General features: G+C 70.9%; 17 protein-coding genes. 8 read left to right on the top strand and 9 right to left on the bottom strand.

Annotated elements, in window-relative coordinates; translation table 11 throughout:
• On the bottom strand, nucleotides 1-752 hold a 752-nt coding region (gene trpD, locus ACJ8AN_RS24370), incomplete at its 3' end, for an anthranilate phosphoribosyltransferase (protein WP_407757845.1).
• Between the two features lie 4 nt (nucleotides 753-756).
• Nucleotides 757-1,782, bottom strand: a complete 1,026-nt coding sequence (gene aroF, locus ACJ8AN_RS24365) for a 3-deoxy-7-phosphoheptulonate synthase (RefSeq protein ID WP_407757844.1) — start codon at nucleotides 1,780-1,782, stop codon at nucleotides 757-759.
• 198 nt (nucleotides 1,783-1,980) lie between these two features.
• Here aroF and ACJ8AN_RS24360 point away from each other — a divergent pair, with 198 nt between their 5' ends.
• The 6 genes from ACJ8AN_RS24360 (at nucleotide 1,981) to ACJ8AN_RS24335 (ending at nucleotide 8,200) form a co-directional block, all read left to right on the top strand.
• Nucleotides 1,981-3,237: an NAD(P)/FAD-dependent oxidoreductase gene (locus ACJ8AN_RS24360; protein WP_407757843.1), complete on the top strand. Its 1,257-nt coding sequence runs from the start codon at nucleotides 1,981-1,983 to the stop codon at nucleotides 3,235-3,237.
• Complete coding sequence (locus tag ACJ8AN_RS24355) at nucleotides 3,234-3,854, top strand: lysostaphin resistance A-like protein (RefSeq protein ID WP_407757842.1); 621 nt, start codon at nucleotides 3,234-3,236, stop codon at nucleotides 3,852-3,854. Before ACJ8AN_RS24360 ends, ACJ8AN_RS24355 begins: the two co-directional genes overlap by 4 nt.
• Nucleotides 3,855-3,988: 134 nt before the next feature.
• Nucleotides 3,989-5,710, top strand: coding sequence for a dipeptidyl-peptidase 3 family protein (locus ACJ8AN_RS24350; protein ID WP_407757841.1), 1,722 nt, complete (start codon nucleotides 3,989-3,991; stop codon nucleotides 5,708-5,710).
• Between the two features lie 85 nt (nucleotides 5,711-5,795).
• Complete coding sequence (locus ACJ8AN_RS24345; RefSeq protein WP_407757846.1) at nucleotides 5,796-6,545, top strand: fatty acid desaturase; 750 nt, start codon at nucleotides 5,796-5,798, stop codon at nucleotides 6,543-6,545.
• Nucleotides 6,546-6,578: 33 nt separating this feature from the next.
• Nucleotides 6,579-7,565, top strand: coding sequence for a protein-methionine-sulfoxide reductase catalytic subunit MsrP (msrP, locus tag ACJ8AN_RS24340; RefSeq protein ID WP_407757840.1), 987 nt, complete (start codon nucleotides 6,579-6,581; stop codon nucleotides 7,563-7,565).
• Between the two features lie 5 nt (nucleotides 7,566-7,570).
• Entirely contained in the window at nucleotides 7,571-8,200 is a 630-nt protein-coding gene (locus ACJ8AN_RS24335; RefSeq protein WP_407757839.1) for a sulfite oxidase heme-binding subunit YedZ, read from the top strand.
• A gap of 66 nt (nucleotides 8,201-8,266) precedes the next feature.
• Here ACJ8AN_RS24335 and ACJ8AN_RS24330 read toward each other — a convergent pair whose 3' ends face one another.
• The 4 genes from ACJ8AN_RS24330 to ACJ8AN_RS24315 form a co-directional block, all read right to left on the bottom strand.
• Nucleotides 8,267-8,893, bottom strand: a complete 627-nt coding sequence (locus ACJ8AN_RS24330; RefSeq protein WP_407757838.1) for a response regulator — start codon at nucleotides 8,891-8,893, stop codon at nucleotides 8,267-8,269.
• A gap of 106 nt (nucleotides 8,894-8,999) precedes the next feature.
• On the bottom strand, nucleotides 9,000-10,247 hold the full coding sequence (locus tag ACJ8AN_RS24325; RefSeq protein ID WP_407757837.1) for a hypothetical protein: 1,248 nt from the start codon (nucleotides 10,245-10,247) through the stop codon (nucleotides 9,000-9,002).
• Nucleotides 10,244-12,802 carry a TonB-dependent receptor domain-containing protein gene (locus ACJ8AN_RS24320; protein ID WP_407757836.1) on the bottom strand — a complete coding sequence of 853 codons (2,559 nt, stop codon included), beginning with the start codon at nucleotides 12,800-12,802 and terminating at the stop codon, nucleotides 10,244-10,246. The genes ACJ8AN_RS24325 and ACJ8AN_RS24320 overlap by 4 nt, the downstream gene beginning before the upstream one ends.
• Nucleotides 12,803-12,809: 7 nt before the next feature.
• A complete protein-coding gene (locus ACJ8AN_RS24315; RefSeq protein WP_407757835.1) occupies nucleotides 12,810-14,438 on the bottom strand; it encodes a serine/threonine protein kinase in 1,629 nt (542 codons plus the stop codon).
• 331 nt (nucleotides 14,439-14,769) lie between these two features.
• On the opposite strand from ACJ8AN_RS24315, the gene ACJ8AN_RS24310 reads away from it, so the two are divergent.
• The gene (locus ACJ8AN_RS24310; RefSeq protein WP_407757834.1) at nucleotides 14,770-14,883 is read left to right on the top strand and encodes a hypothetical protein; all 114 of its coding nucleotides are present in this window, start codon (nucleotides 14,770-14,772) and stop codon (nucleotides 14,881-14,883) included.
• A gap of 27 nt (nucleotides 14,884-14,910) precedes the next feature.
• Here ACJ8AN_RS24310 and ACJ8AN_RS24305 read toward each other — a convergent pair whose 3' ends face one another.
• Both ACJ8AN_RS24305 and ACJ8AN_RS24300 read right to left on the bottom strand, forming a co-directional pair.
• Entirely contained in the window at nucleotides 14,911-15,630 is a 720-nt protein-coding gene (locus ACJ8AN_RS24305) for an immunity 52 family protein (RefSeq protein ID WP_407757833.1), read from the bottom strand.
• 12 nt (nucleotides 15,631-15,642) lie between these two features.
• The gene (locus tag ACJ8AN_RS24300) at nucleotides 15,643-18,120 is read right to left on the bottom strand and encodes a phosphoenolpyruvate carboxylase (protein WP_407757832.1); all 2,478 of its coding nucleotides are present in this window, start codon (nucleotides 18,118-18,120) and stop codon (nucleotides 15,643-15,645) included.
• 58 nt (nucleotides 18,121-18,178) lie between these two features.
• Between ACJ8AN_RS24300 and ACJ8AN_RS24295 the strand changes: the two genes are divergently transcribed.
• Nucleotides 18,179-19,099 (top strand): SMP-30/gluconolactonase/LRE family protein, encoded by a 921-nt coding sequence (locus tag ACJ8AN_RS24295; protein ID WP_407757831.1) that lies wholly within the window; start codon nucleotides 18,179-18,181, stop codon nucleotides 19,097-19,099.
• A 118-nt stretch (nucleotides 19,100-19,217) separates the two neighbouring features.
• On the opposite strand, the gene ACJ8AN_RS24290 is transcribed toward ACJ8AN_RS24295, so the two are convergent.
• A partial coding sequence (locus ACJ8AN_RS24290) for an ABC transporter permease (RefSeq protein ID WP_407757830.1) occupies nucleotides 19,218-20,315 on the bottom strand: 1,098 nt, incomplete at its 5' end.

Raw genomic sequence — 20,315 nt, 5'->3', positions numbered from 1 at the left:
GAGAGGGTGAAGGTCCGCACCGAGCCGTCCTCGCGCAGCTCCGCCACGTCCGAGACCGTGCACGGGGACAGCTCATCCAGCCCGTCCCGGCCGTGCACCACCCAGGCCCTCTTGCTGCCGAGCCGGGAGAGCACGCGCGCCGTCTGCTCCAGCCGCTCGCCCGCGAAGGTGCCGAGCAACTGGTAGCGCGCGCCCGCCGGGTTGGTCAGCGGCCCGAGCAGGTTGAAGACGGTGTGCAGGCCAATCTCGCGCCGCGCCGGAGCGACGTGGCGCAGGGCGCTGTGGTGCGAGGGCGCGAAGAGGAAGCCCACGCCGTGCTCGTCCACGTCCTGCGTCACCTGCTCGTGCGAGCGATCCATGGCGACGCCCAGCGCGGCCAGCACGTCCGAGCTGCCGCACCGCGAGGACACCGCCCGGTTGCCGTGCTTGGCCACCGTCACCCCCGCGCCCGCGGCCACGAAGGCCACGGCCGTGGAGATGTTGAACGTGTGCGCCCCATCCCCGCCCGTGCCGCAGGTGTCCAACACCACCTCGGCCTTGGGATGGATGCGCGTGGCGCAGGCCCGCATGGCCTCCGCCGCGCCGAGGATCTCGTCCTCGGTCTCGCCCTTCATGCGCAACGCGACCGCGAAGGCGCCCACCTGGGCAGGCGTCGCCTCTCCCGCGAGCATCTGGCCCATGACCCGGGCCATCTCCTCGCGGGTCAGGTCGCGCCGGCCCACCACCCTGCCCAGCGCTTCCTTGAGCGTCATGTGCCTACTCCAGTCGTGCGACGTCGCGGCCCAGGGCGCCGGCCACCGCGCGCACCTCGGCCATCACCTTGTCGAACTCGGAGAAGTCCAGCGACTGGGCGCCGTCGGACTTCGCGCGAGGCGGATCCGGGTGCACCTCGACGATGAGGCCGTCGGCCCCCGCCGCGATGGCCGCCCGCATCATGGCCGGCACCGCCTTGCGCACGCCCACCGCATGCGAGGGGTCCGCCCACACCGGCAGGTGGCTGAGCGCCTTGAGCATGGGGATGGCGTTCAGGTCGAACGTGTTGCGCGTCATCGTCTCGAAGGTGCGGATGCCGCGCTCGCACAGAATCACCTGGGTGTTGCCGCGGGCGACGATGTACTCGGCCGCCATCAGCAGCTCCTTGATGCTCGCGCTCAGGCCGCGCTTGAGCATGATGGGCTTGCGCAGCTCACCGGCGGCCTCCAGCAGCGAGAAGTTCTGCATGTTGCGCGCGCCGATCTGGATGATGTCGGTGACCTCGGCCACCGCGGCCAGGGTGGCGGTGTCCTTGGCCTCGGTGATGACACGCAGGCCCGTCTCCTTGCGCGCCTCGGCCAGCAGCGCGAGGCCGTCACCCTTGAGGCCCTGGAACTCGTAGGGGCTGGTGCGGGGCTTGAATGCTCCGCCGCGCAGCATGGTGGCGCCCGACTTCTTCACCGCCTTGGCGGTGCCGATGATCTGCTCGTGCGACTCCACCGAGCAGGGGCCGGCCATGATGTGAATCGTCTTGCCGCCGAGCACCAGGTTGCCGAGCTGGATGGTGGTGTCGTCGGGCTTCACCTCGCGGCTCACCAGCTTGAAGGGCTGGGAGACGGGCACCGCGTCGGCCACGCCGGGCAGGACGCGGAAGGGCTCGGGCTCCACCGCGCCCGGGTTGCCGGTGATGCCGATGGCCGTGCGCGTCCCTCCGGAGATCGCGTGCGGTTGCCAGCCACGACGGCGGATCTCGTCGTTCACACGCTCGATGTCCTGGGCCGTCGCATCCGGTCGCATCACGATCAACATGGCTGTTCAATCTCCGAAGTGTTCCGCCGCCGGGGGGTGGGAAGGCGGTCGGTTCGAGGCGCTGCCTTGAGTAAGAAAGCGCGGACGCCGTGAAGGAATGAAGGTGTCCACTTCTTCTCAAATTCCCGAGAAGTGTGGCTGGGTGATGTCCGGGAATCAATGTAGGACGGGAATTTTCCAGTTTACGGAGGGTGCGCAGTGGCACGGCCGGACGTCATCGTGGTGGGGGCGGGGCTGGCCGGGTTGACGTGCGCGAGGCTGCTGCATCAGGCCAAGGTGAAGGTGCGCGTCCTCGAGGCGAGCGACGGAGTCGGCGGCCGCGTGCGCACGGATGGGGTGGAGGGCTTCCGGCTGGACCGGGGCTTCCAGGTGTTGCTCACCGCGTACCCCGAGCCCCGGAGATGGTTGGACTATCGAGCACTGGGGTTGAGGCGCTTCTTCGCGGGGGCGCTGGTGTGGCGAGCGGGGAAGCTGCACGAGGTGGCCGACCCGTTCCGCCATCCGCTGCGGGCCGCGGCGCACGCGTTCAATGCGGTGGGCTCGTTCGCCGACAAGCTGCACGTGCTCGACCTGAGGCAGCAGTCGCTGGCGGGCACGGTGGAGGACGTGTTCCACCGGAGGCAGAAGACGTCGCGCGAGTACCTGCGGGACGTGGGCTTCTCGGATGAGATGGTGGAGGCGTTCTTCCGGCCCTTCTTCGGCGGCATCTTCCTGGAGAAGGAGCTGAGCACCTCGAGCCGGTTCCTGGAGTTCGTCTTCCGGATGTTCTCCACGGGGGCCGCGGCGGTGCCGGCGATGGGGATGGGAGCGATTGCGGAGCAACTGGCCGCGGAGCTGCCCTTCGGCAGGGTGAAGCTGAACGAGCCGGTGGAGGAGGTGTGGGGGCACCGGGTGCGGCTGGCCTCGGGGGTGAGGGAGGAGGGCGACGCGGTGGTGGTGGCCACGGACGCGCCCGCGGCGGAGGAGTTACTTCCCGGCATGCCGCCGAGGAAGATGAACGCAGTGACGTGCATGTACTTCGCGGCGCCGGAGCCGCCGGTGCGAGGGCCCTACCTGGTGCTGAACGGAGAGGGGGGAGGGCCGGTGAACAACCTCGCGGTGATGAGCGAGGTGGCGCCCGAGTACGCGCCGCCCGGGCAAGCCCTGGTCTCGGTGTCGGTGGTGGAACCAGCGGGAGACGCGGAGACGCTGGAGGCGAGGGTGCGCGAGCAGCTCACGGAGTGGTTCGGCGCGGCGGTGACGAAGTGGAGGCACCTGCGCACGTACGCACTCCCGCGGGCGCTGCCAGCACAATCCCCCGAATCGTTCTCGGAGCCGCACCGGCAGGTGCGTCTGTCGCCCGGGCTGTACGTCTGCGGAGACTACCGGGAGAACGCTTCCATCGAGGGCGCGATGGTGTCGGGGCGTCGAGCCGCCGAAGCACTGCTGCGAGACCGGGACATCGAGCTGCCATGACGACTCGTCACCCGGGTTGGCTCGTGGCGAGCGCAGCCGCGGTGCTCCCGTGGACGGCGCTGGTGCACGTGCACCCGCCGCGCTTCTTCCTGTGGGCCTCGCTCTTCTGCGCGGTGTGGAATGGGCTTTCGTGGAAGGCATTGGGAGCGGAGGCACGTCAGCGGCTCATCCCGAGGCGCGCGGACGTGCTGTGGGGCGTGGCGCTCGCGGCGGTACTGTACGTGGGCTCGCGGGCGGTGCTGTGGGCGATGTGCGGAGGCTTCTCGACGCTGCTCTGCGAGCCGCTCACACGCATCTACGCGACGTTTGGCCAGGGCTCGTTCGGAGCGGCGCTGGCACTCGCGCTGGTGATTGCCCCGGCCGAGGAACTCTTCTGGCGAGGCGTGGTGCAGCAGGCGCTGCGGCCGAGGCTCGGGAGGGTGGGGGGCGCGCTGGTCTCCGCGGTGCTGTCGAGCCTCGTGCTGCTGGCCTTCGGTGAGCCGTTGCTGGCGCTCGCGGCGTTTCCCACATCGCTCGCGTGGGGACTGCTCGCCGAGTGGCGCCGGGGCCTCGTGGCCTCGTGGGTGAGTCACTCGCTGTGGGACGTGCTCATCGTCATCCTGCTGCCGGCCGTGTGATGGACGAGCCCGACGGGGATACCCCCTGAAGGTTCAACCCGGGATGTCCGATACCCTCACCCCGCCCCTCTCCCGGAGGGCGAGGGGCGTGATGCGCGCTTTCAAGCTCCGGGCCCTGCGCTAAAAGGGCCGCCATGAACCGCAAACTCCTCTCCCTCGCCGCCACCGCGCTGCTCTGGTCGGGCTCCGCCGTCGCCGCCGAGGCGCCGTCCGCTCCCGCCCGAATGCCCAACGCCGCCGAGCTCAAGCGCGCCACCGCCCGCTTCGCCCCCGTCGACATCCAGGCCGATGTCTCCAAGCTCCCCGAGAACGAGCGCCGCGCCCTCGCCAAAATCGTCCAGGCCGCCCGCGTCATGGACCCGCTCTTCCTGCGCCAGGTCTGGTCCGGCAACGAGACGCTCCTGCTCGACCTCCTCGAGGACAAGTCCGACCTCGGCCGTGAGCGCCTCCACGCCTTCCTCCTCAACAAGGGCCCGTGGGATCGGCTCGAGCACAACACGCCCTTCATCCCCGGCGTCCCCGCCAAGCCCGCCGAGGGCAACTTCTACCCGGCCGGTGCCTCCAAGGCCGACATCGAGACCTGGGTGAAGTCCCTCCCCGAGGGAGATCAGCGCCAGGCCACCGGCTTCTTCACCACCATCCGCCGCAACACCGCGGGCAAGTTCGTCGCCGTCCCCTACAGCGTCGAGTACCAGGGTGAGCTCGCCCTCGCCGCGCAGCTGCTGCGCGAGGCCGCCGAGCTCACCTCGCAGCCCACGCTCGAGGCCTTCCTCACCACGCGCGCCGACTCGTTCATCAGCAACGACTACTACCCGAGCGAGGTGGCCTGGATGGAGCTCGACGCCAGCATCGAGCCCACCGTCGGGCCCTACGAGGTCTACGAGGACGAGTGGTTCAACTACAAGGCCGCCTTCGAGGGCTTCATCGCCCTGCGCGACGACGCCGAGACGCAGAAGCTCGCGAAGTTCAGCGGCGAGCTGCAGGGCCTGGAGAACGCCCTCCCCATCGACCCCAAGCTGCGCAACCCCAAGCTCGGGGCGCTCGCGCCCATCCGCGTGGTCAACAGCATCTTCTCCTCGGGCGATGGCAACCGCGGCGTGCAGACCGCCGCCTACAACCTGCCCAATGACGAGCGCGTGGCGGCCGAGAAGGGCACCAAGCGCGTGATGCTCAAGAACGTCCAGGAGGCCAAGTTCCAGCGCGTGCTGCTGCCCATCACCCAGGTGGCGCTCCCGGCCAAGGACCGCAAGGACGTGGCCTTCGATGCCTTCTTCACGCACATCCTCATGCACGAGCTGATGCACGGCCTGGGGCCCCACAACATCACCGTCGAGGGCAAGCAGACCACCGTGCGTCAGGCGCTCCAGGCGTCCTCCAGCGCCCTCGAGGAGGCCAAGGCCGACATCTCCGGCCTGTGGGCCCTCCAGCAGCTCGTGGACAAGGGCGTCATCGGCAAGGACATGGAGCGCACCATGTACACCACGTTCCTCGCCTCGGCGTTCCGCTCCATCCGCTTCGGCACCGGCGAGGCGCACGGCAAGGGCATCGCCCTGCAGCTCAACCACTTCCTCGACACCGGCGCCGTGGTGGTGAACAAGGACGGCACGTTCGCGGTGGTGCCGGGGAAGATCAAGGAGTCCGTTGCCGCGCTCACGAAGCAGCTCATGGAGCTGCAGGCCAGCGGCAGCCGCGCCAACGCCGAGTCCCTGCTCGAGAAGATGGGCGTGGTGCGTCCCGAGGTGAAGCGCGTGCTCGACAAGCTCAACAACGTCCCCGTGGACATCGAGCCCCGCTACGTCACCGCCGACAAGCTCACCGCCGAGCTTGGGGGCTTCTCCACCCCGGGCGGCAAGTAGCACCGCCGTCCGCCTGCCCGCCGCGTGCGTTTTCCCGTGCGCGGCGGGCGGCCCCGGGTGAGAAATGAGCCGAGAGATGAGCCGGATGCGCAGCCACGTTCCTCGAGCTCCCTGGGGTGTCCTCATCGCGCTGACGGTGCTCGGCGCGTGGCTGGGTCATCTCGTCTGGTTGCTCATGGCGGCCCGGCTGTCCCTCGCCTCGCCGCTCGCGTACGTGCACATCGCCCTCCAGGCGTACTTGTGCACCGGCCTCTTCATCACCGGCCATGACGCGATGCATGGCACGGTGAGCCGCCACCGGTGGGTGAACCAGGCCGTGGGCACGCTCGCCTGCTTCCTGTTCGCCGGGCTCTCGTACCGGCGCCTCGTCGTCAACCACCGCGCCCACCATACCGACCCCACCGGCCCGGACGACCCGGACTTCTCCACCCGCACCCAGTCCTTCTGGCCGTGGTTCGCCACCTTCATGCGGCGCTACACCACCTGGCCCCAAATCCTCGTCATGGCCGCCAAGTTCAACCTGTTGCTGTTCCTCGGAGTGGCGCAGTGGCGGATTGTGGCCTTCTGGGTGGCGCCCGCGCTGCTCGGCACGGTGCAGCTCTTCTACTTCGGCACCTATCTGCCCCACCGGCGGCCCGAGACCCCGGACATGGCCCCCCACCACGCGCGCTCCCTGCCGCGCAATCATTGGTGGGCCATGCTCTCCTGCTACTTCTTCGGCTACCACTGGGAGCACCACGAGTCGCCCTCCACCCCCTGGTGGCGCCTGTGGAAGATGCGGGATGCTCGGGGGCGTGCCGGGGCTCCTGCTTCCGGCTCGCCCGCCCGGCTGTAACTGGATGACGGCTCGGGCGTACGGAAGGGAACCATGCGCCAGAAGCTGCCCGAGCCCCCGGGCTCCGAAATCACTTCCGAGTCGCTGTACCTGCGCCGGCGCGAGCTCCTCAAGGGCGCCGCCTTCTTCACCGGCACCGCCGCGGCGGTGGGCACCGGGCTGCAGTTGCTCAGCAACCGGCCCACGGGTGGCAGCGGCCCCTCGTTGCCGACCCCGCCGGGCGAGGCGCCCAAGGTGGTGCGCCCCCGCGGCCCGTACGACACCGACGAGAAGCCCACGTCCTACGAGGACGCCACCACCTACAACAACTTCTACGAGTTCGGCCTCGACAAGGGCGACCCCGCGCAGAACGCGCACACGCTCAAGCCGCGCCCGTGGACCGTCGTCATCGACGGCGAGGTGCAGAAGCCCCAGCGCGTGGACATGGATACGCTGCAGTCCTGGTTCCCGCTCGAGGAGCGCGTCTACCGCATGCGCTGCGTCGAGGCCTGGTCCATGGTGATTCCGTGGCTCGGCTTCCCGCTGGCGGGGTTGCTGCGCCGCGTGGAGCCCACCGGCAAGGCGAAGTACGTCGCCTTCACCACCCTCAAGGACCCTGAGCAGATGCCCGGCCAGAAGTCCCCCGTGCTCGACTGGCCCTACGTCGAGGGCCTGCGCCTGGACGAGGCCCTGCACCCGCTCGCGATGATGGCGGTGGGCCTCTACGGCCGCGTCCTGCCCAACCAGAACGGCGCGCCGCTGCGGCTGGTGGTGCCGTGGAAGTACGGCTTCAAGGGCATCAAATCCATCGTCCGCATCACCCTCACGGAGAAGCAGCCGCCCACCACGTGGAGCGGCTCCAACCCGCGCGAGTACGGCTTCTTCGCCAACGTGAATCCCGAGGTGGCCCACCCCCGCTGGAGCCAGGCCTCGGAGCGCCGCATCGGTGAGCTGCGCCGCCGTCCCACGCTGCCCTTCAACGGCTACGCCGAGCAGGTGGCCAGCCTCTACGCGGGCATGGACCTGCGCCGTAACTACTGACGCCCATGGCCTCGCCTCCGTACCCCTGGCTCAAGCCGGCCGTCCTCGTGGGCGGCCTCTCTCCGTTGGCCCTCCTGGTGCTCGGGTTCTTCCAGGGCACGCTGGGCGCCAACCCCATCGAGCACACGCTCAACCAGACGGGGATGCTCGCCCTCATCCTCCTGGTGGCCTCGCTCGCGTGCACGCCGCTCAAGGCCGTGGCCGGGTGGACGTGGCCCATGCGCCTGCGCAAGCTGTTGGGCCTGCTGGGCTTCGCCTACGCCTGCCTGCACTTCCTCACGTACGCCGTGTTGGATCAGGGCCTGGCGCTCGGCACCATCCTCGAGGACATCGCCAAGCGGCCCTTCATCACCGTGGGCTTCCTCGCGCTGGTGCTGCTGGTGCCGCTGGCCGTCACCAGTACCAACCGCATGGTACGCCGCATGGGCTTTCCCGCCTGGCAGCGGCTGCACCGGCTGGCCTACGTGGTGGCCTCGCTGGGCGTGGTGCACTTCGTCTGGCGCGTGAAGAAGGACGTCACCGAGCCGCTCGTGTACGGGGGCGTGCTGGCGCTGCTCTTCGTCATCCGCATCGCCGAGGCCCTGCGTAAGCGGCGGGCGCGGGCGGTGGGCCCGGTACCGGCTCGCTCGGCGTAGGAGGGGAGGGGACGCGTCCCCGGCACCGGGCCGCCTCCGCACGAGGGGAGGCGGCGCGCGGGGGCGCTACTTCTTCGGGGGCGGGAGGATGGTGTCCACCAGCGTCATCAGCTGGGCACAGCTCACCGGCTTGCGCACGAAGGCGTTGATGCCCGCCTTCTGGCCCCTGTTGCGGACCTCGGCCGCGTTGGCGTCGCCCGTCATCATCAGGATGGGAATCTTCGACACCTTCAGGTCGCGGCTCGCGCGCACCGTGGCCGCGAAGTCCGCGCCGTTCATCCCGTCCATGTGGAAGTCGGTGAGGATGAGGTCCACCGGCTGCGACTCGAGCACCGTCAGCCCCGCCTCGGCCGACTCCGCCTCGATGTACTCGAAGGAGCGGGCCATCAGATAAATCTTCAGCAGCGTGCGGATGGAGCGGCTGTCGTCCACCAGCAGCACGCGCTGGGGCTGCACGCCGGCCTCGGGGCGGGCGAAGGGGCGCGTCTCGGGCGTCGCCGCGGCCGCGAAGGCCTTGGCCGTCTCGGAGTTGAGCCCTCCGAAGGGACGAGTGGGATCGCCCACGGGCGCCGGAGTCCTCGCCGGAGCGGTGCTGGAGGCAGCAGACGGCCGCAGCGGCTCGCTGGGAGCCGACGGGGTACGGGGCGAGGACGTCGCCGTTGCTGCTTCGGGCACGACGGTGGCCGGCTTCATTGGAGTGTCTCCCAATTCACGAACATGTTCGCCGACGGCCAACTCGAAGTCAAAGCGGCACAATCCCGAAAGACGGAGATTCTTCCTCGGAAGGGACGAGCCTTTTTCACGGCACTTCCAGCGTGAAGGCCTGGCTGTCCACCGCGGGCAGGCCCGCGCCGGGCACGAGGCCCGGGGACAGCTCGTTGGGCACGCGCCACGTCTGGCCGGTGAATTGGACGAGCGTGACGGAGTAGCGGCCCGAGGGGACCGAGAGCAGGGGGTCCGGGTGGCTCGGGTCCCGCGCGTCGAGCGCCAGGGCGCGGACCGCGACTCGCAGTGAAGGCACGACCACGGCCTCCAGGCGAGGGGTGCCATCGGGCTTCGTCAGGGCGTCCTGCAGCGCGGAATCCGGCACCAGCGCCGCGGCGAGCACCACCTGGTCGGGCAGGCCATCGCTCGTCCCGTTGGTGTGGGGGTAGTCGACGCCCCCGGCATCGAGCACGCCATTGCGGTCCACGTCGTTCTCGTCGGCGAGCCGCTGCGTCCCGGTGAGCCCCGGCGCGTCCGACAGCTTGCGCACCAGCACGCGCGGCCAGAGGTCCGGCTGGCCATCGCCGTTGGCGTCATCGGGCACGCCGTTGCCGTCGTTGTCCACGTAGCGCACCACCATGCCCGGAGGCCGCTCGTCCACCGCGCCCTCGTGTAGCTGCAGGGGGCTCAGTTCCAGCAGCTTGAGGCTGGTGGTGGCCGGGTCGAAGCGCGCGTCGCCCACCACCTGGAAGGCGGGGCGATCCACGGGCACGGTGAGCGAGTCGCTGAAGCTCACGCTCACGCCGGTGACGGCCTGGAGGGCGCCGTCCGGGCCCGCGGCCACCTCCACCACGCGTGGCACGCGGGTGACGGGGTCCACCGCGGCACCGCCCACGTCCCCGGCGTTGGGCTCGCCGGTGACGCCGTACCAGGGGATGAAGTCCGGGGTGTGGCAGGGCTGCGCGCCGCTGGCGCACGTGTCCGCGTCGATGAAGCCGCGCAGCAGGTAGTGCCCCGGGCCCACCAGGCTGAAGGTGAAGGGCGCGGTGAAGGGGCCCGAGGAGCCGGGAGCCGCCGGGCCGAAGAGCTGCTCGGCGGGGATGACGGTGAAGGTGAGCGGGCGGCCCGCGCCCTGGGGCGGGGGCGGACGGTCCGCGTCGTAGAGCAGGACGATGGCGTTGCCGCGGGCGCGGCTCTGCACCACCACCTGGCCTTCAATCCGCGACAGCCGCTGGTTCTGGCGGCGGTCCGTGGTGGGCACCACGGGAGGGGGCTCGCAGCCGGTGGCGAGCACCGAGGCGAGGGCGAGGCCCACCAGCGTCTTCAGGCGGGGGGATCTCATGGGGTCACCGTGAGGAGGGCGAGCACGCGGCGCTCGATGCGGTTGCCGAAGGGGTGCTCGGAGTGCGCGGGGCCGAGGTTGGAGCCCACCAGCGCCACCGACACCTTGTCCTTCACCGGCGTGTAGCCCACGCGGGCGTTGAGGATGGTGTAGGCGGCCAGCGGGTTGGCCAGGGGCTCGATGCGGGTGGGGTCGTTCGCCGCGGGCTCGCGCTCCACCCAGGTGGTGGCCGAGGCGTAGGCCGCGTCCACGCCGAACTCCAGCGCCTCGCGCGTGCGGTAGGTGATGCCGCCGTACAGCTTGAGCTGGGGCGCCTGACTGCAGGGGCCGCACAGGCCCTGCTCACCCTCGGCCGTCACCCGCTGGTACGCGGCGCTGGCCTTGATGCCGAGCCCGTCCACCGGGGCCAGCGTCACGCCGGCCTCGATGCCGCGCGCGGTGTAGACGGCCGACTCGTTCTGGAAGACGGAGCGGCCCAGCAGGTAGGTGCCCGTGGCCGCGTCCCAGAAGTCCCCCGACGACAACGGCTGCACGGCCGACAGGTGGATGAGGTCCCTCACCGTGTTCTGGTAGAGCGCCACGTCCCAGTCCATGCCGAGCGTGGGCGCCTCGCCGCGGTAGCCCAGCTCGAGCGCCACCATGCGCTCGGGCTTGAGCGCGGTGTTGCCCACCGAGCGCGCGCTGGCGCCGTTGACGCCCGGCAGGGGGATGGTCACCCCCATGTAGCTCTCCAGGAACGTGGGCTCGCGGAAGGCCGAGGCGGCGCTGGCGCGGAAGGCGTGGCCCTCGAAGGGCATGAAGAGCGCGGACACGCGCGGCGAGTGGGCCAGGCCCGGCTTACCCCCGTCCAGCAGCGGGTGCCGGTCCACGCGGTAGGAGGCCACCACGCGGAAGGGCTGGGCCAGACGCCACTCGTCCTGCACGAAGGCGGCGGCGTGGAACTCCTGGTGCAGCGGGCCGAGGTAGTCCCACGCCACGCGCTTGAGGCGGCCCTCCACGCCCAGGTTCACCTGGTGCTCGCCCAGCAGCGAGAAGCCCTTGCTGAAGAGCACCTCGCCGTTGAAGACGTTGGAGGTGACGCGGGTGGCCAGCGAGCGCTGGCCGAGGGCCTCGTACTGCGGCCCCGCGTCCACCGAGAGGTTGTTCCAGAAGGCCTTCACCTTCAGGGGCCCCAGCCCCGCGTCCGCCTTGGCGAAGGCGCTCACCCCGTCCAGGTAGTAGTTGCGCAGCACGCCCAGCGGGTAGATTTCCGTGTAGAAGCGGTTGACGCCGCCGGACAGGCCCAGCTCCGAGCCCGGGTCGAGCTGGTAGGTGGTGGCCAGGTTGGCGCGCGCGCTGCGCAGGCCGAGGTCCGGGTGCGGGTCCGTCACCGCCATGTCGGGCCTGCCCTCGGCGAAGTCCCGGCTCCACTTGTCCACCTGCGAGTAGGCCGCCGAGGCGCGGTAGCGCAGCGCGCCCGAGGCCCCATGGCTCACGAAGCTGCCGCCCGCGGCGTTGGCGTTGCCGGCGGAGGCCTGGAAGCGAGCCCGGGGGCCGGTGCCCGGCGCGCGGGTGATGATGTTGACCACGCCCAGCATGGCGTTGGCGCCGTAGAGCGCGCTGCCCGGGCCGCGGATGACCTCGATGCGCTCGATGTCCGCCAGCTCCACGGGCATGGACGACCAGAGCGTCATGCCCAGGAAGTCCTGGTACTCGGTGCGGCCGTCCACCAGCACCAGCACCTTGTTGGCGATGCGCTCGTTGAAGCCGCGCAGGGACATGTTGGCGCTGCCCGGCCCGAGCATCATCACCTCGGCGCCCGGCACGCGGCGCAGCAGCTCCGGCAGGCTGGTGGCGCCCGAGAGGCGGATGTCCTCCTCGGTGATGACGGTGGTGGCGTTGGGCGACTCGAGCGAGGACTGGGCGCGGCGGCTCGCCGTCACCACGCGCTCCTCGTAGGGCACCGCGCCCTCGTCATCGTCCGTGCCGGCCACCGTCTCGGAGCCGTCCTCGCGGGAGTCGTCCGGCGCGGCCTGTCCGGAGGCGGTGGGCGCTGGCGAGGCGGGGAGGGACTCGGCGCGGGCGATGGCCTTCTCCAGGCGCTCCACCAGCACCGCGAGCGTCTTCGCCGTCTCGGAGCCGGTGCCCGGTGGGGGAGGCATGGGCGGCAGCCCCGTCTTCTTGCCCGGCACCACCGGCTCACCGGGCTTGCCCGTCTCGGCCTGCCTGGCCGCCGCGGCGGTGTTCAGCGTCGCCTCGAGCTTGTCCAGCGCGTCCTGCGCCACGGCCACGTCCGGCGGGTTGGCGGCGATGTAACGGCGCAGGTAGTCCGCCGCCTCGTTCAGCCTGCCCGCGTCCTGGTAGGCGCGGGCGATGTTGAAGAGGACGTTGGGGTGGGGCTTGATGGAATAGGCTTCCAGCAGCTCGCCGATGCCCTGGTCGTACTGCCCCTGGGCAATGAGGCTCATGCCGTTGCGGAAGTGACGGCGGGCTTCCAGGCGCGCGTCGCCGAAGGCACTCCCCGCGTACAGCACCAGCGCGAGGGCGCCCGCTCGCTTCAAGGCGGTCGGGTTCATCACAGTCTCAGTAGGGGTCGTCCTTGTACCCGGCGGAGTCCGAGCGGGAACCGGACTTCTTCTTCAGCTTCTGGGTGAAGCGCACCACGGGCCCCTCGCCCTCGGCGATGGCGGTGGCGCGCTGGTAGCCCTCGAGCGCGAAGGTGAGGCGCGCGCTCGCGTGGCCATCCGTGCCCGGGGGCAGCGGCAGCTCCACGGGCGTCTGGCCCAGCAGGCGCCCGTCGTACAGCACCTTCGCGCCACCGGGCTCGCTGTCGATGAGGAAGCGGATGGGGGCGGGCTCGGCCGGGGCGGCCACCACCGGGGCGGGCTCGGCGGTGGGCTGCGGCGCGGGGGCCGAGGGCTGCGCGGTGGCGGTGGGAGGCGGCTCGGCGGGAGGCGGCTCGGCGGGAGGTTGCTTCGCCGCTGGAGCCACCGCCGCGACGGGAGCGGGAGCGGGCTGGGGGGCGGGGGTGCGCAGGGCGAGCACCGCGGCCACGCCGAGCCCGAGCAGCAGCGAGCCCCCGAAGAGGGCCAGGGGCAGCGTGCTGCGCTTGGACGCGGCCTTCGCGGGCTCCTCCACGGCGATGTCGAGCGCCACGGTGCTCGCGCCGGTGGTGCCGGGAGGGGGCACGGGGCCCGTGGCCGGTCCCGACATGGGGCCGCTGCTGGGGCCGGGCAGGGGGGTGAAGCCGCTGGTGACGGCGTTGCGCGGGCTGGAGAAGGCCCCGCTGAAGCCCGCGGACGAGGCGGCCCGGCGGATGGACTCCAGCACCTCGTCCATGGACTGGAAGCGCTCCTCGGGGCGCTTGTACAGGCAGCGCATCACCAGCGCCTCCACCTCCTGCGGCACCGAGTGCGTGGGCCACACGGCGGAGAAGGCGGGCGGGGCCTCGTTGAGGTGCTTGAAGATGACGTCGATGCTCTGCGCGGCCTGGAAGGGCGGGCGCCCCATCAGCATCTGGAACATCACCACGCCCAGCGAGTACACGTCGCTGCGCGGGTCGGACACGTTGCGCGCCTGCTCGGGCGCCATGTACTGCGGCGAGCCGAGGATGACGCCGGCCTGGGTGAGCTCGGCCTCGTTGGGCAGGCCCCGGTCCGGCAGGAAGCTCTTCACCAGCCCGAAGTCGAGCACCTTCACCACGTCATGGTCGTCCTCCTGGTTGAGGACCATGATGTTGGCGGGCTTGAGGTCGCGGTGGATGAGACCCACGCGGTGGGCCTCGCGCAGCGAGCGCGCCACCTGCTGGGCCATGTTCAGCACGCGCATCCACGGCAGGGGCCCCAGCTGCGTGAGGAGCTGCGCCAGCGTCAGCCCCTCCAGGTACTCCATCGCGATGTAGAGCACCCCGTCATCCGTCTTCCCGTAGTCGATGATGGTGACGGTGTTGGGGTGGCGCAGCTTGGAGGTGACGGCCGCCTCCAGGAAGAAGCGCTTCTGGAAGCCCGGGTCCTTGCCCTCGCTGTACTGGGGGTTGAGCACCTTGAGCGCCACCAACCGGTCCAACGGGGCCTGCACGGCCTTGTACACGCGGCCCATGCCGCCGGCGCCGAGCGCCTCGACGATGCGAAACTTGTCGTTGAGGATCCGGCCGATGAGGGGATCTCCGACGTCGGCCGGTACGCTCTGCGCCTGGGCGCCGCTTTGGACCATGAGCTCCCCCGCCGCCCGCCGCGGGCCGGTGCGGAATGTGACCTGTCCCGTATGCTACCACCAGACCAGCCCACTCCGAAAAGTCGGGAGCCGCTGGAATCACCTGCCGTGAGGCCCGAGAATACGGCCCGCGCGGCGATACGTCACGTGCGAGACAGGTTCACCTGCGGAGTCCTTCCCTGGGATTTGGGCTTACGCGCCGCGTCAAGGCGCGCTTCCGGTCCCTGGTGACTTCTCCATGGGTACGAGGGAGCCGGCACGGGGTGCTGGCGCTCGGTGTGTGGGCGGCCGGGCTGGCGAACGCGCAGGCGGCCGAGCCGGTGGCACGGTGGTGACGCTGCTGCTCGAGGGGGTGGACAAGGTGCTCGGCCTGCGCGTCACCGAGGAGGAGGAGCGCATGGGGCTCGACTCCACCCAGCACGGCGAGGCGGCGTACACTTCGTGAGAGCCGTGGAGCGAGGGCTGCCCGGGCTCAGGGGCGGATGGGGCCGAGCAGCCCGGCGCGGTCGAGCAGCTCCCGGACGCGCTCGGCGAGGGCGACGTGCTCGGGGTTGCTCGCGGTGAAGCGCTCGGGGGTGAGGACGAGGAGCGTGCCCTTGTCCTCCACCCGCTCGATGTGCACCGGGGCGGGCAACGGAGGCACCGTGCCCCGGCGGCGTGAGAGGTAGGTGATCCATCCGACCAGGGTACCGACGTCTCCCTTCTTCGATATGAGCTCCCGGTGGCTGTCGGACGTGGCAATCGCATCGTCCGGATCCCAGGCCATCGCCATGGCGCGCACGACTCCAGTCAGTACAGGGGCTGTCCTCACTCGCTCCGCGTTCGGGCCACCTCCATTGGGAAGATCGAGCACGCACATGTTGCCGGTTTCCTCCGCATAGCCACCGCACACGATGTAGAAGCCGCAGGCCTCGTCATCGTCGCTTTCGCCGTTCCAGCCGCTGATGCGGAAGCCCAGCTCCTCGAAGGGCTTGAGCTTGCCGCGCCGGAACATCTTCTCCAGCGTGGCATGGTCCGGCTCGATGCGATGTTTGAGTGCCTCCCGGGGGGATCGCCCCAGTTTGAACCAACGGGAGAAGGAGGGATCGACAGGGGCAAGAGCCTGGAGGAAAGCTTCCGCGCGTCGGCCGCACTCTTCCGGAAACTCCTTCCGGAAGCGCCAGTAAGCACCCGCGTAGTAGGTTTCGCTCAAAGCGTGACTCCCTCATGGAATCGCTGGGGTATGGACCACCTCAATTCCATGCACCTGGGCTTTCGCCAAGAGCTTTCGAATCGCCTCGGCTGCCTTGGCTTCTGCCACGTGCCACTGAATGCGAGTTCCCGGGGCGGCTTTCGACTGACGTAACGCTTGGTCACGCAAGCTCTCGGCTCCCTTGGTGAACCACTTCTTGGGAGCCAACTCCTGGGTGAACTTGTTGGCGTAGCCGGTTCCCTTGGCCTCCAGCAGTACGCCGTTCTCGTAGCCATCGAAACGCACGCCGCGCACGACGTACGACTCGTTCACGGGGCGGCCGGAAATCTGTTCCTGGTAGCGCGCCGCGCGCCGGCTCATGGACTCCCTGACCGGGCTCCACTGTCCGGGGCCTGGCGCCTGCGCGGATGCGCCCGTGTTGCCGCTCGTCCCTTGGAGCGACTGGTGGGACATGTGGAGGACGATGGTGGCACCCGGGCCTCCTCCCAGCGCGGTGATGGCCCGCCCCACCGGTACCACCACGCGCTCGAGTGCCAGTGCTCCGTCCGCTGACAGCGACAGGACGGGCACGGAGAGGGATTCTAGGCTCCGGCCCACGGTGCCGAGGAGTTGCGTGGTTTCCGCGGCGGCGCCATAGGTCGCCAGCACGGTGACGGTCAGCCGCGAGAGCATGCGAATCTGCTCTCCACGCGTCATCCACTGGAAGTGCTCGAGGTACTCCGGCGAGTGGAGCACGAGCGCCGCTACACCCTGGGGAAGTTGCGAGAGCGCGGCGAGGCTGTCCCCCGGGTGGAGCACCAGTCCGCCCAGGGCCAGCACCGTGTCCCGGAAGGCGTCTCCCGCTCCGTCCACGGCCCGGTTGATGACATCTCCGTCGTCGTACACCTCGGCCAGTGGCGGGTAGGTGCGCACTCGCCGGAGCTGCTCGTCCACGGGCAGGAAGACGCCACTGCGGCCGTCGTAGAAGCGGCCCACCTCGAAGGGGCCGGCCCTCAACGCTCCTTCCTTCAACACCACCTGTCCCACGCGCTGTTGAGCTCGCCCACTCAGCGCCCAGGCCAGATGGCCGTCGGGCCGTAGGACCGCCAGCCCCTCGAAGCGCTCCACGCGCGAGAGCAGGGCGGGGCGCGGTAATTCCTCGTCGCCCTCCATGACTTCACGGAGCAGATACGAGGCCGCCAGGCGCGGACCAAAACCCGCCAGGGTGACGGGGCGGGACAGCAGCACGCCGTACAGTTCCGCCGCGTCCTCGGGCGTGAAGTCCGCCTCGCGAGGAGGCAGCAGGCCGGAGTCGTCGACTCCGGCTCGAATCAGCAGGGCCTCGAAGCCGTCCGACTCCACCAGCCGGCCCTGCACCAGCGACGGCGGCAGCGGGGCCGGGCCACCACCTCCCAGGCCGCGACGGCGCTGCGGCACCACCTGGCCGAGCTGGTCTGCCTGGCCGACGAGCTGTCCATGTCCGACCGGCTGGTGACGCCGACCGACGAGCTGTACGCGCTGGCCCGGGCGGCGTCCGACGACTCCCCGTTCCGCGCCGACGAGCCCTACCGGCAGGCGCTGCGCGGCATCTACCGGCGGCTGGCCGCCACCGCGCTGCGGGTGCTCGGCGAGGTGGTGGCGCAACGCCGTCCCGGCCTGCCGGGTGGTCGCGCGGCGGACGGCGTCGGCGGTGACGAACGGGTTGCCGTCGCGGTCGCCGCCGATCCACGAGCCGGGGCGGAGCATCGGGGTGGCGAGCAGTGCGGCGTCCGGCCAGCGTTCGGCCAGCGCCCGGCGCAGCTCGGCGTTGATCTCGGGGACCACCTGGAACAAGGAGAGGTCGTAGTAGCGCAGCGCCTCGTCGATCTCGTCGGCCAGCCGCAGTCGGCTCAGCCGCAGCAGTGCGGTCCGCCAGAGGGTGAGCACCTCGCGCCACAGGTGCGCCGACCAGACGCGCTCCTCGACGTCCCCGTCGCGCTGCCGCAGCAGGTCGCTGATCTGCTGCTGCACCTGCGAGATCGTCCGGCGGCGCACCTCGGTGGGGTGCGCGGTCACCACCGGGACGACGAGCGCGCCGGCCAGCTCACGGGCGACGACGGCGGGGTCGAGGTGCGCGGCGTCCAGCAGCTGCAGGCTCGCCGCGATGCTGCCCTGCTGCGGTGGGGAGCCCTCCCGGCGGTGGTGCCGGCGCCGCCGCTCGGAGTGCACGTCCTCGGCGATGTTGGCCAGCAGCGAGAAGTGGCTGAACGCGCGGATGACGTGGTTGGCCGAGCGCGTGTCGAGACCGGCCAGCCGGTCGGCCAGGTTTCCGCGGTCGACCTCGGAGCGGCGGATGCGGAAGGCCTCCACCCGGGTGGACTCGACCAGCTCGAGCACGTCGGGGCCGGCCTGCTCGGCGATCACCTCCCCCAGCACCCGGCCGAGCAGCCGGATGTCCTCCCGCAGCGGGGCCTCGGACGCACGGTCGTCGGGGGCGCGGAGATCAGCGACGTCGACGGTTGCCTCGGACACGCGCGCAGTATCGACGCCCGGTGTGACGGCTGGGTGTCCTGGGGAGGATGCCGGTGTGATGCGACTGCAGGCGACGCCCGCGACCCCGTCCCCGGCCGAGCACGGCGAGGGCCCGATCTGGGACGCGGCCGCCGACGAGCTGGTCTGGGTGGACATCACCGCGGGGCTGGTGCGCCGCGGCCGGGTGGCCGGCGACGACGTCCTCGACGTGGCCGCGCACCACGGCGGCGACACGGTCGGCTTCGTCGTCCCCGCGGCCGCCGGTGGCTGGCTGCTGGGCGCCGGGGGCGGGATCACCCGGCTCACCGCGGACGGCGAGGCCTCCGTGCTGATCGAGCTGACCGGCGAGGGTGGCACGGAGGAGCTGGGCGGCACCCGGATGAACGACGGTGCCTGCGACCGGGCCGGCCGGTTCTTCGGCGGCACCATGGCCTTCGACGAGCGGCCTGGCGCGGGCACGCTCTACCGGCTCGACCTGGACGGGACGGTGCGCACGGTCCGCGACGGGCTGAGCGTGTCCAACGGCCTGGGCTGGTCGCCCGACGACGCGACGGTCTACCTCTCCGACTCCGGCGCGAAGGTGGTGTGGGCCCATCCCTACGACCTGGACGCCGGCACGTTCGGGCAGCGCCGCGTGCTGCTGGACTTCACCGAGGACCCCGACGGCGTCGCCGACGGCCTGACCGTCGACGACGAGGGCTGCCTCTGGACGGCGCTGTGGAGCGGCGGCCAGGTGCGGCGGTACTCCCCCGACGGCGAGCTGCTCGCCGTGGTCGACGTCCCGGGGGTGCAGAACACCACCAGCTGCGCCTTCGCCGGCGACCTGCTGGTGATCAGCACCTCGCTGCAGGGCCTGGACGCCGATGCCCGCGCCGCCCAGCCCGACGCCGGTCGGCTGTTCACCGTGCGCCCGGGGGTGAGCGGACCGCCGGCCTACCCCTACCGCGGCCCCCTCGGCGCCCTCCGCCAGGTGCGGTGATGGAACGGCCCGACCGCACGGCGTCCTGGCTCAGCGCAGCCGCTCCTGGCTCACCGTGTGCCGTGAGCCAGGAGCGGCCACGATCAGCTCACCTGATCCTGGGCGGGGGGTCCGGTGATCAGGTGCGCTCGGCGCCCAGCGCCTCGCGCAGCTTGACCTTGCCGCCGGTGCGCAGCAGCGCCCCGGAGTAGACCCGCCCGCCGACCCGCACGATCACCGCGATCGCGACCAGCATGAGGACGACGGAGATCGCCACCTCCCACCAGGCGGCACCGCCGGCGGACTGCCGCACCGGCATCACCAGCGGTGAGAGCCCGGGGATGAACGACGTCACCGTGGACAACGTGCCCGCCGGGTCCTGGGCGGCTTGGATGGAGATCACGAAGCCGACCACCAGCAACAGGGACGCCGGGGTGATCACGGTGCCCAGGTCCTCCTGCCGGCTGACCAGCGACGCGGCGGCGGCGAAGACCGAGGCGTAGAAGGCGTAGCCGAGCACGAACCAGGCGAGCACGGTGAGCACGGTGCCGATCAGCCGGCCGGGCAGGTCGACGACGTCGAAGGCCAGCGCCCCGGCGACCCCGATCACCGCGATGACCAGCATCTGCGCCAGACCCAGCAACCCCAGCCCGATGATCTTCCCGGCCAGCAGCTGCCAGGGCCGCATGGTGGCCAGCAGCAGCTCGACCACCCGGCTGGACTTCTCCTCGACGACACCCTGGGCGACGAACTGGCCGAACAGGATCAGCAGGGAGTACAGCAGGACGACCCCGACCAGCGCGACGACGGCGGCCTCGGTGTCCGCGTCGGCGTCCGGGTCCAGCGCGACGACGGCGACCGTCGGTGGGCTCTGCAACGTGACGCCGGCCCCGGCCAGCTGCTGGCTGACCGACATGCCCTGCACCGCGCCCTGGGCGATGGCCTCGGACCGGTCGTCGGCACTCTCCACCAGCAGCTCGGGCTGGGCGCCCGACGGGCTCACCAGTACGGCGTCGACGTCCCCGTCCTCGACCGCGGTACGGGCAGCGGCCTCGTCGTCGTAGGCGGTGACCTGCACCTTCGTGCCCAGGGCGTCGCCCTGGGTCTGCAGGGCCTGGGTGACCGCGGAGCTGCCGCCGACCACGCCGATCTTGGTGGTGTCCGAGCCGCTGTTGATCGCCACCTGGAAGACCATCACGCCGATGATCAGGATCAGCAGGACAGCGGTGCTGATCAG

The sequence above is a fragment of the Archangium sp. genome (assembly GCF_045802675.1).
Classification (GTDB): domain Bacteria; phylum Myxococcota; class Myxococcia; order Myxococcales; family Myxococcaceae; genus Archangium.
The sequence above is the reverse complement of the archived record's forward strand: the minus strand, read 5'-3'. Positions and strand labels throughout refer to the sequence as shown.

Excerpts from the sequence above, each read along its gene's own strand:
- ACJ8AN_RS24335 (WP_407757839.1), top strand. The coding sequence starts at position 7,571 with ATGGCCTCGCCTCCGTACCCCTGGCTCAAGCCGGCCGTCCTCGTGGGC.
- ACJ8AN_RS24320 (WP_407757836.1), bottom strand. The coding sequence starts at position 12,802 with ATGAACCCGACCGCCTTGAAGCGAGCGGGCGCCCTCGCGCTGGTGCTG.
- ACJ8AN_RS24315 (WP_407757835.1), bottom strand. The coding sequence starts at position 14,438 with ATGGTCCAAAGCGGCGCCCAGGCGCAGAGCGTACCGGCCGACGTCGGA.
- aroF (WP_407757844.1), bottom strand. The coding sequence starts at position 1,782 with ATGTTGATCGTGATGCGACCGGATGCGACGGCCCAGGACATCGAGCGT.
- ACJ8AN_RS24350 (WP_407757841.1), top strand. The coding sequence starts at position 3,989 with ATGAACCGCAAACTCCTCTCCCTCGCCGCCACCGCGCTGCTCTGGTCG.
- ACJ8AN_RS24295 (WP_407757831.1), top strand. The coding sequence starts at position 18,179 with ATGCGACTGCAGGCGACGCCCGCGACCCCGTCCCCGGCCGAGCACGGC.
- msrP (WP_407757840.1), top strand. The coding sequence starts at position 6,579 with ATGCGCCAGAAGCTGCCCGAGCCCCCGGGCTCCGAAATCACTTCCGAG.
- ACJ8AN_RS24345 (WP_407757846.1), top strand. The coding sequence starts at position 5,796 with ATGCGCAGCCACGTTCCTCGAGCTCCCTGGGGTGTCCTCATCGCGCTG.
- ACJ8AN_RS24355 (WP_407757842.1), top strand. The coding sequence starts at position 3,234 with ATGACGACTCGTCACCCGGGTTGGCTCGTGGCGAGCGCAGCCGCGGTG.
- ACJ8AN_RS24330 (WP_407757838.1), bottom strand. The coding sequence starts at position 8,893 with ATGAAGCCGGCCACCGTCGTGCCCGAAGCAGCAACGGCGACGTCCTCG.
- ACJ8AN_RS24325 (WP_407757837.1), bottom strand. The coding sequence starts at position 10,247 with ATGAGATCCCCCCGCCTGAAGACGCTGGTGGGCCTCGCCCTCGCCTCG.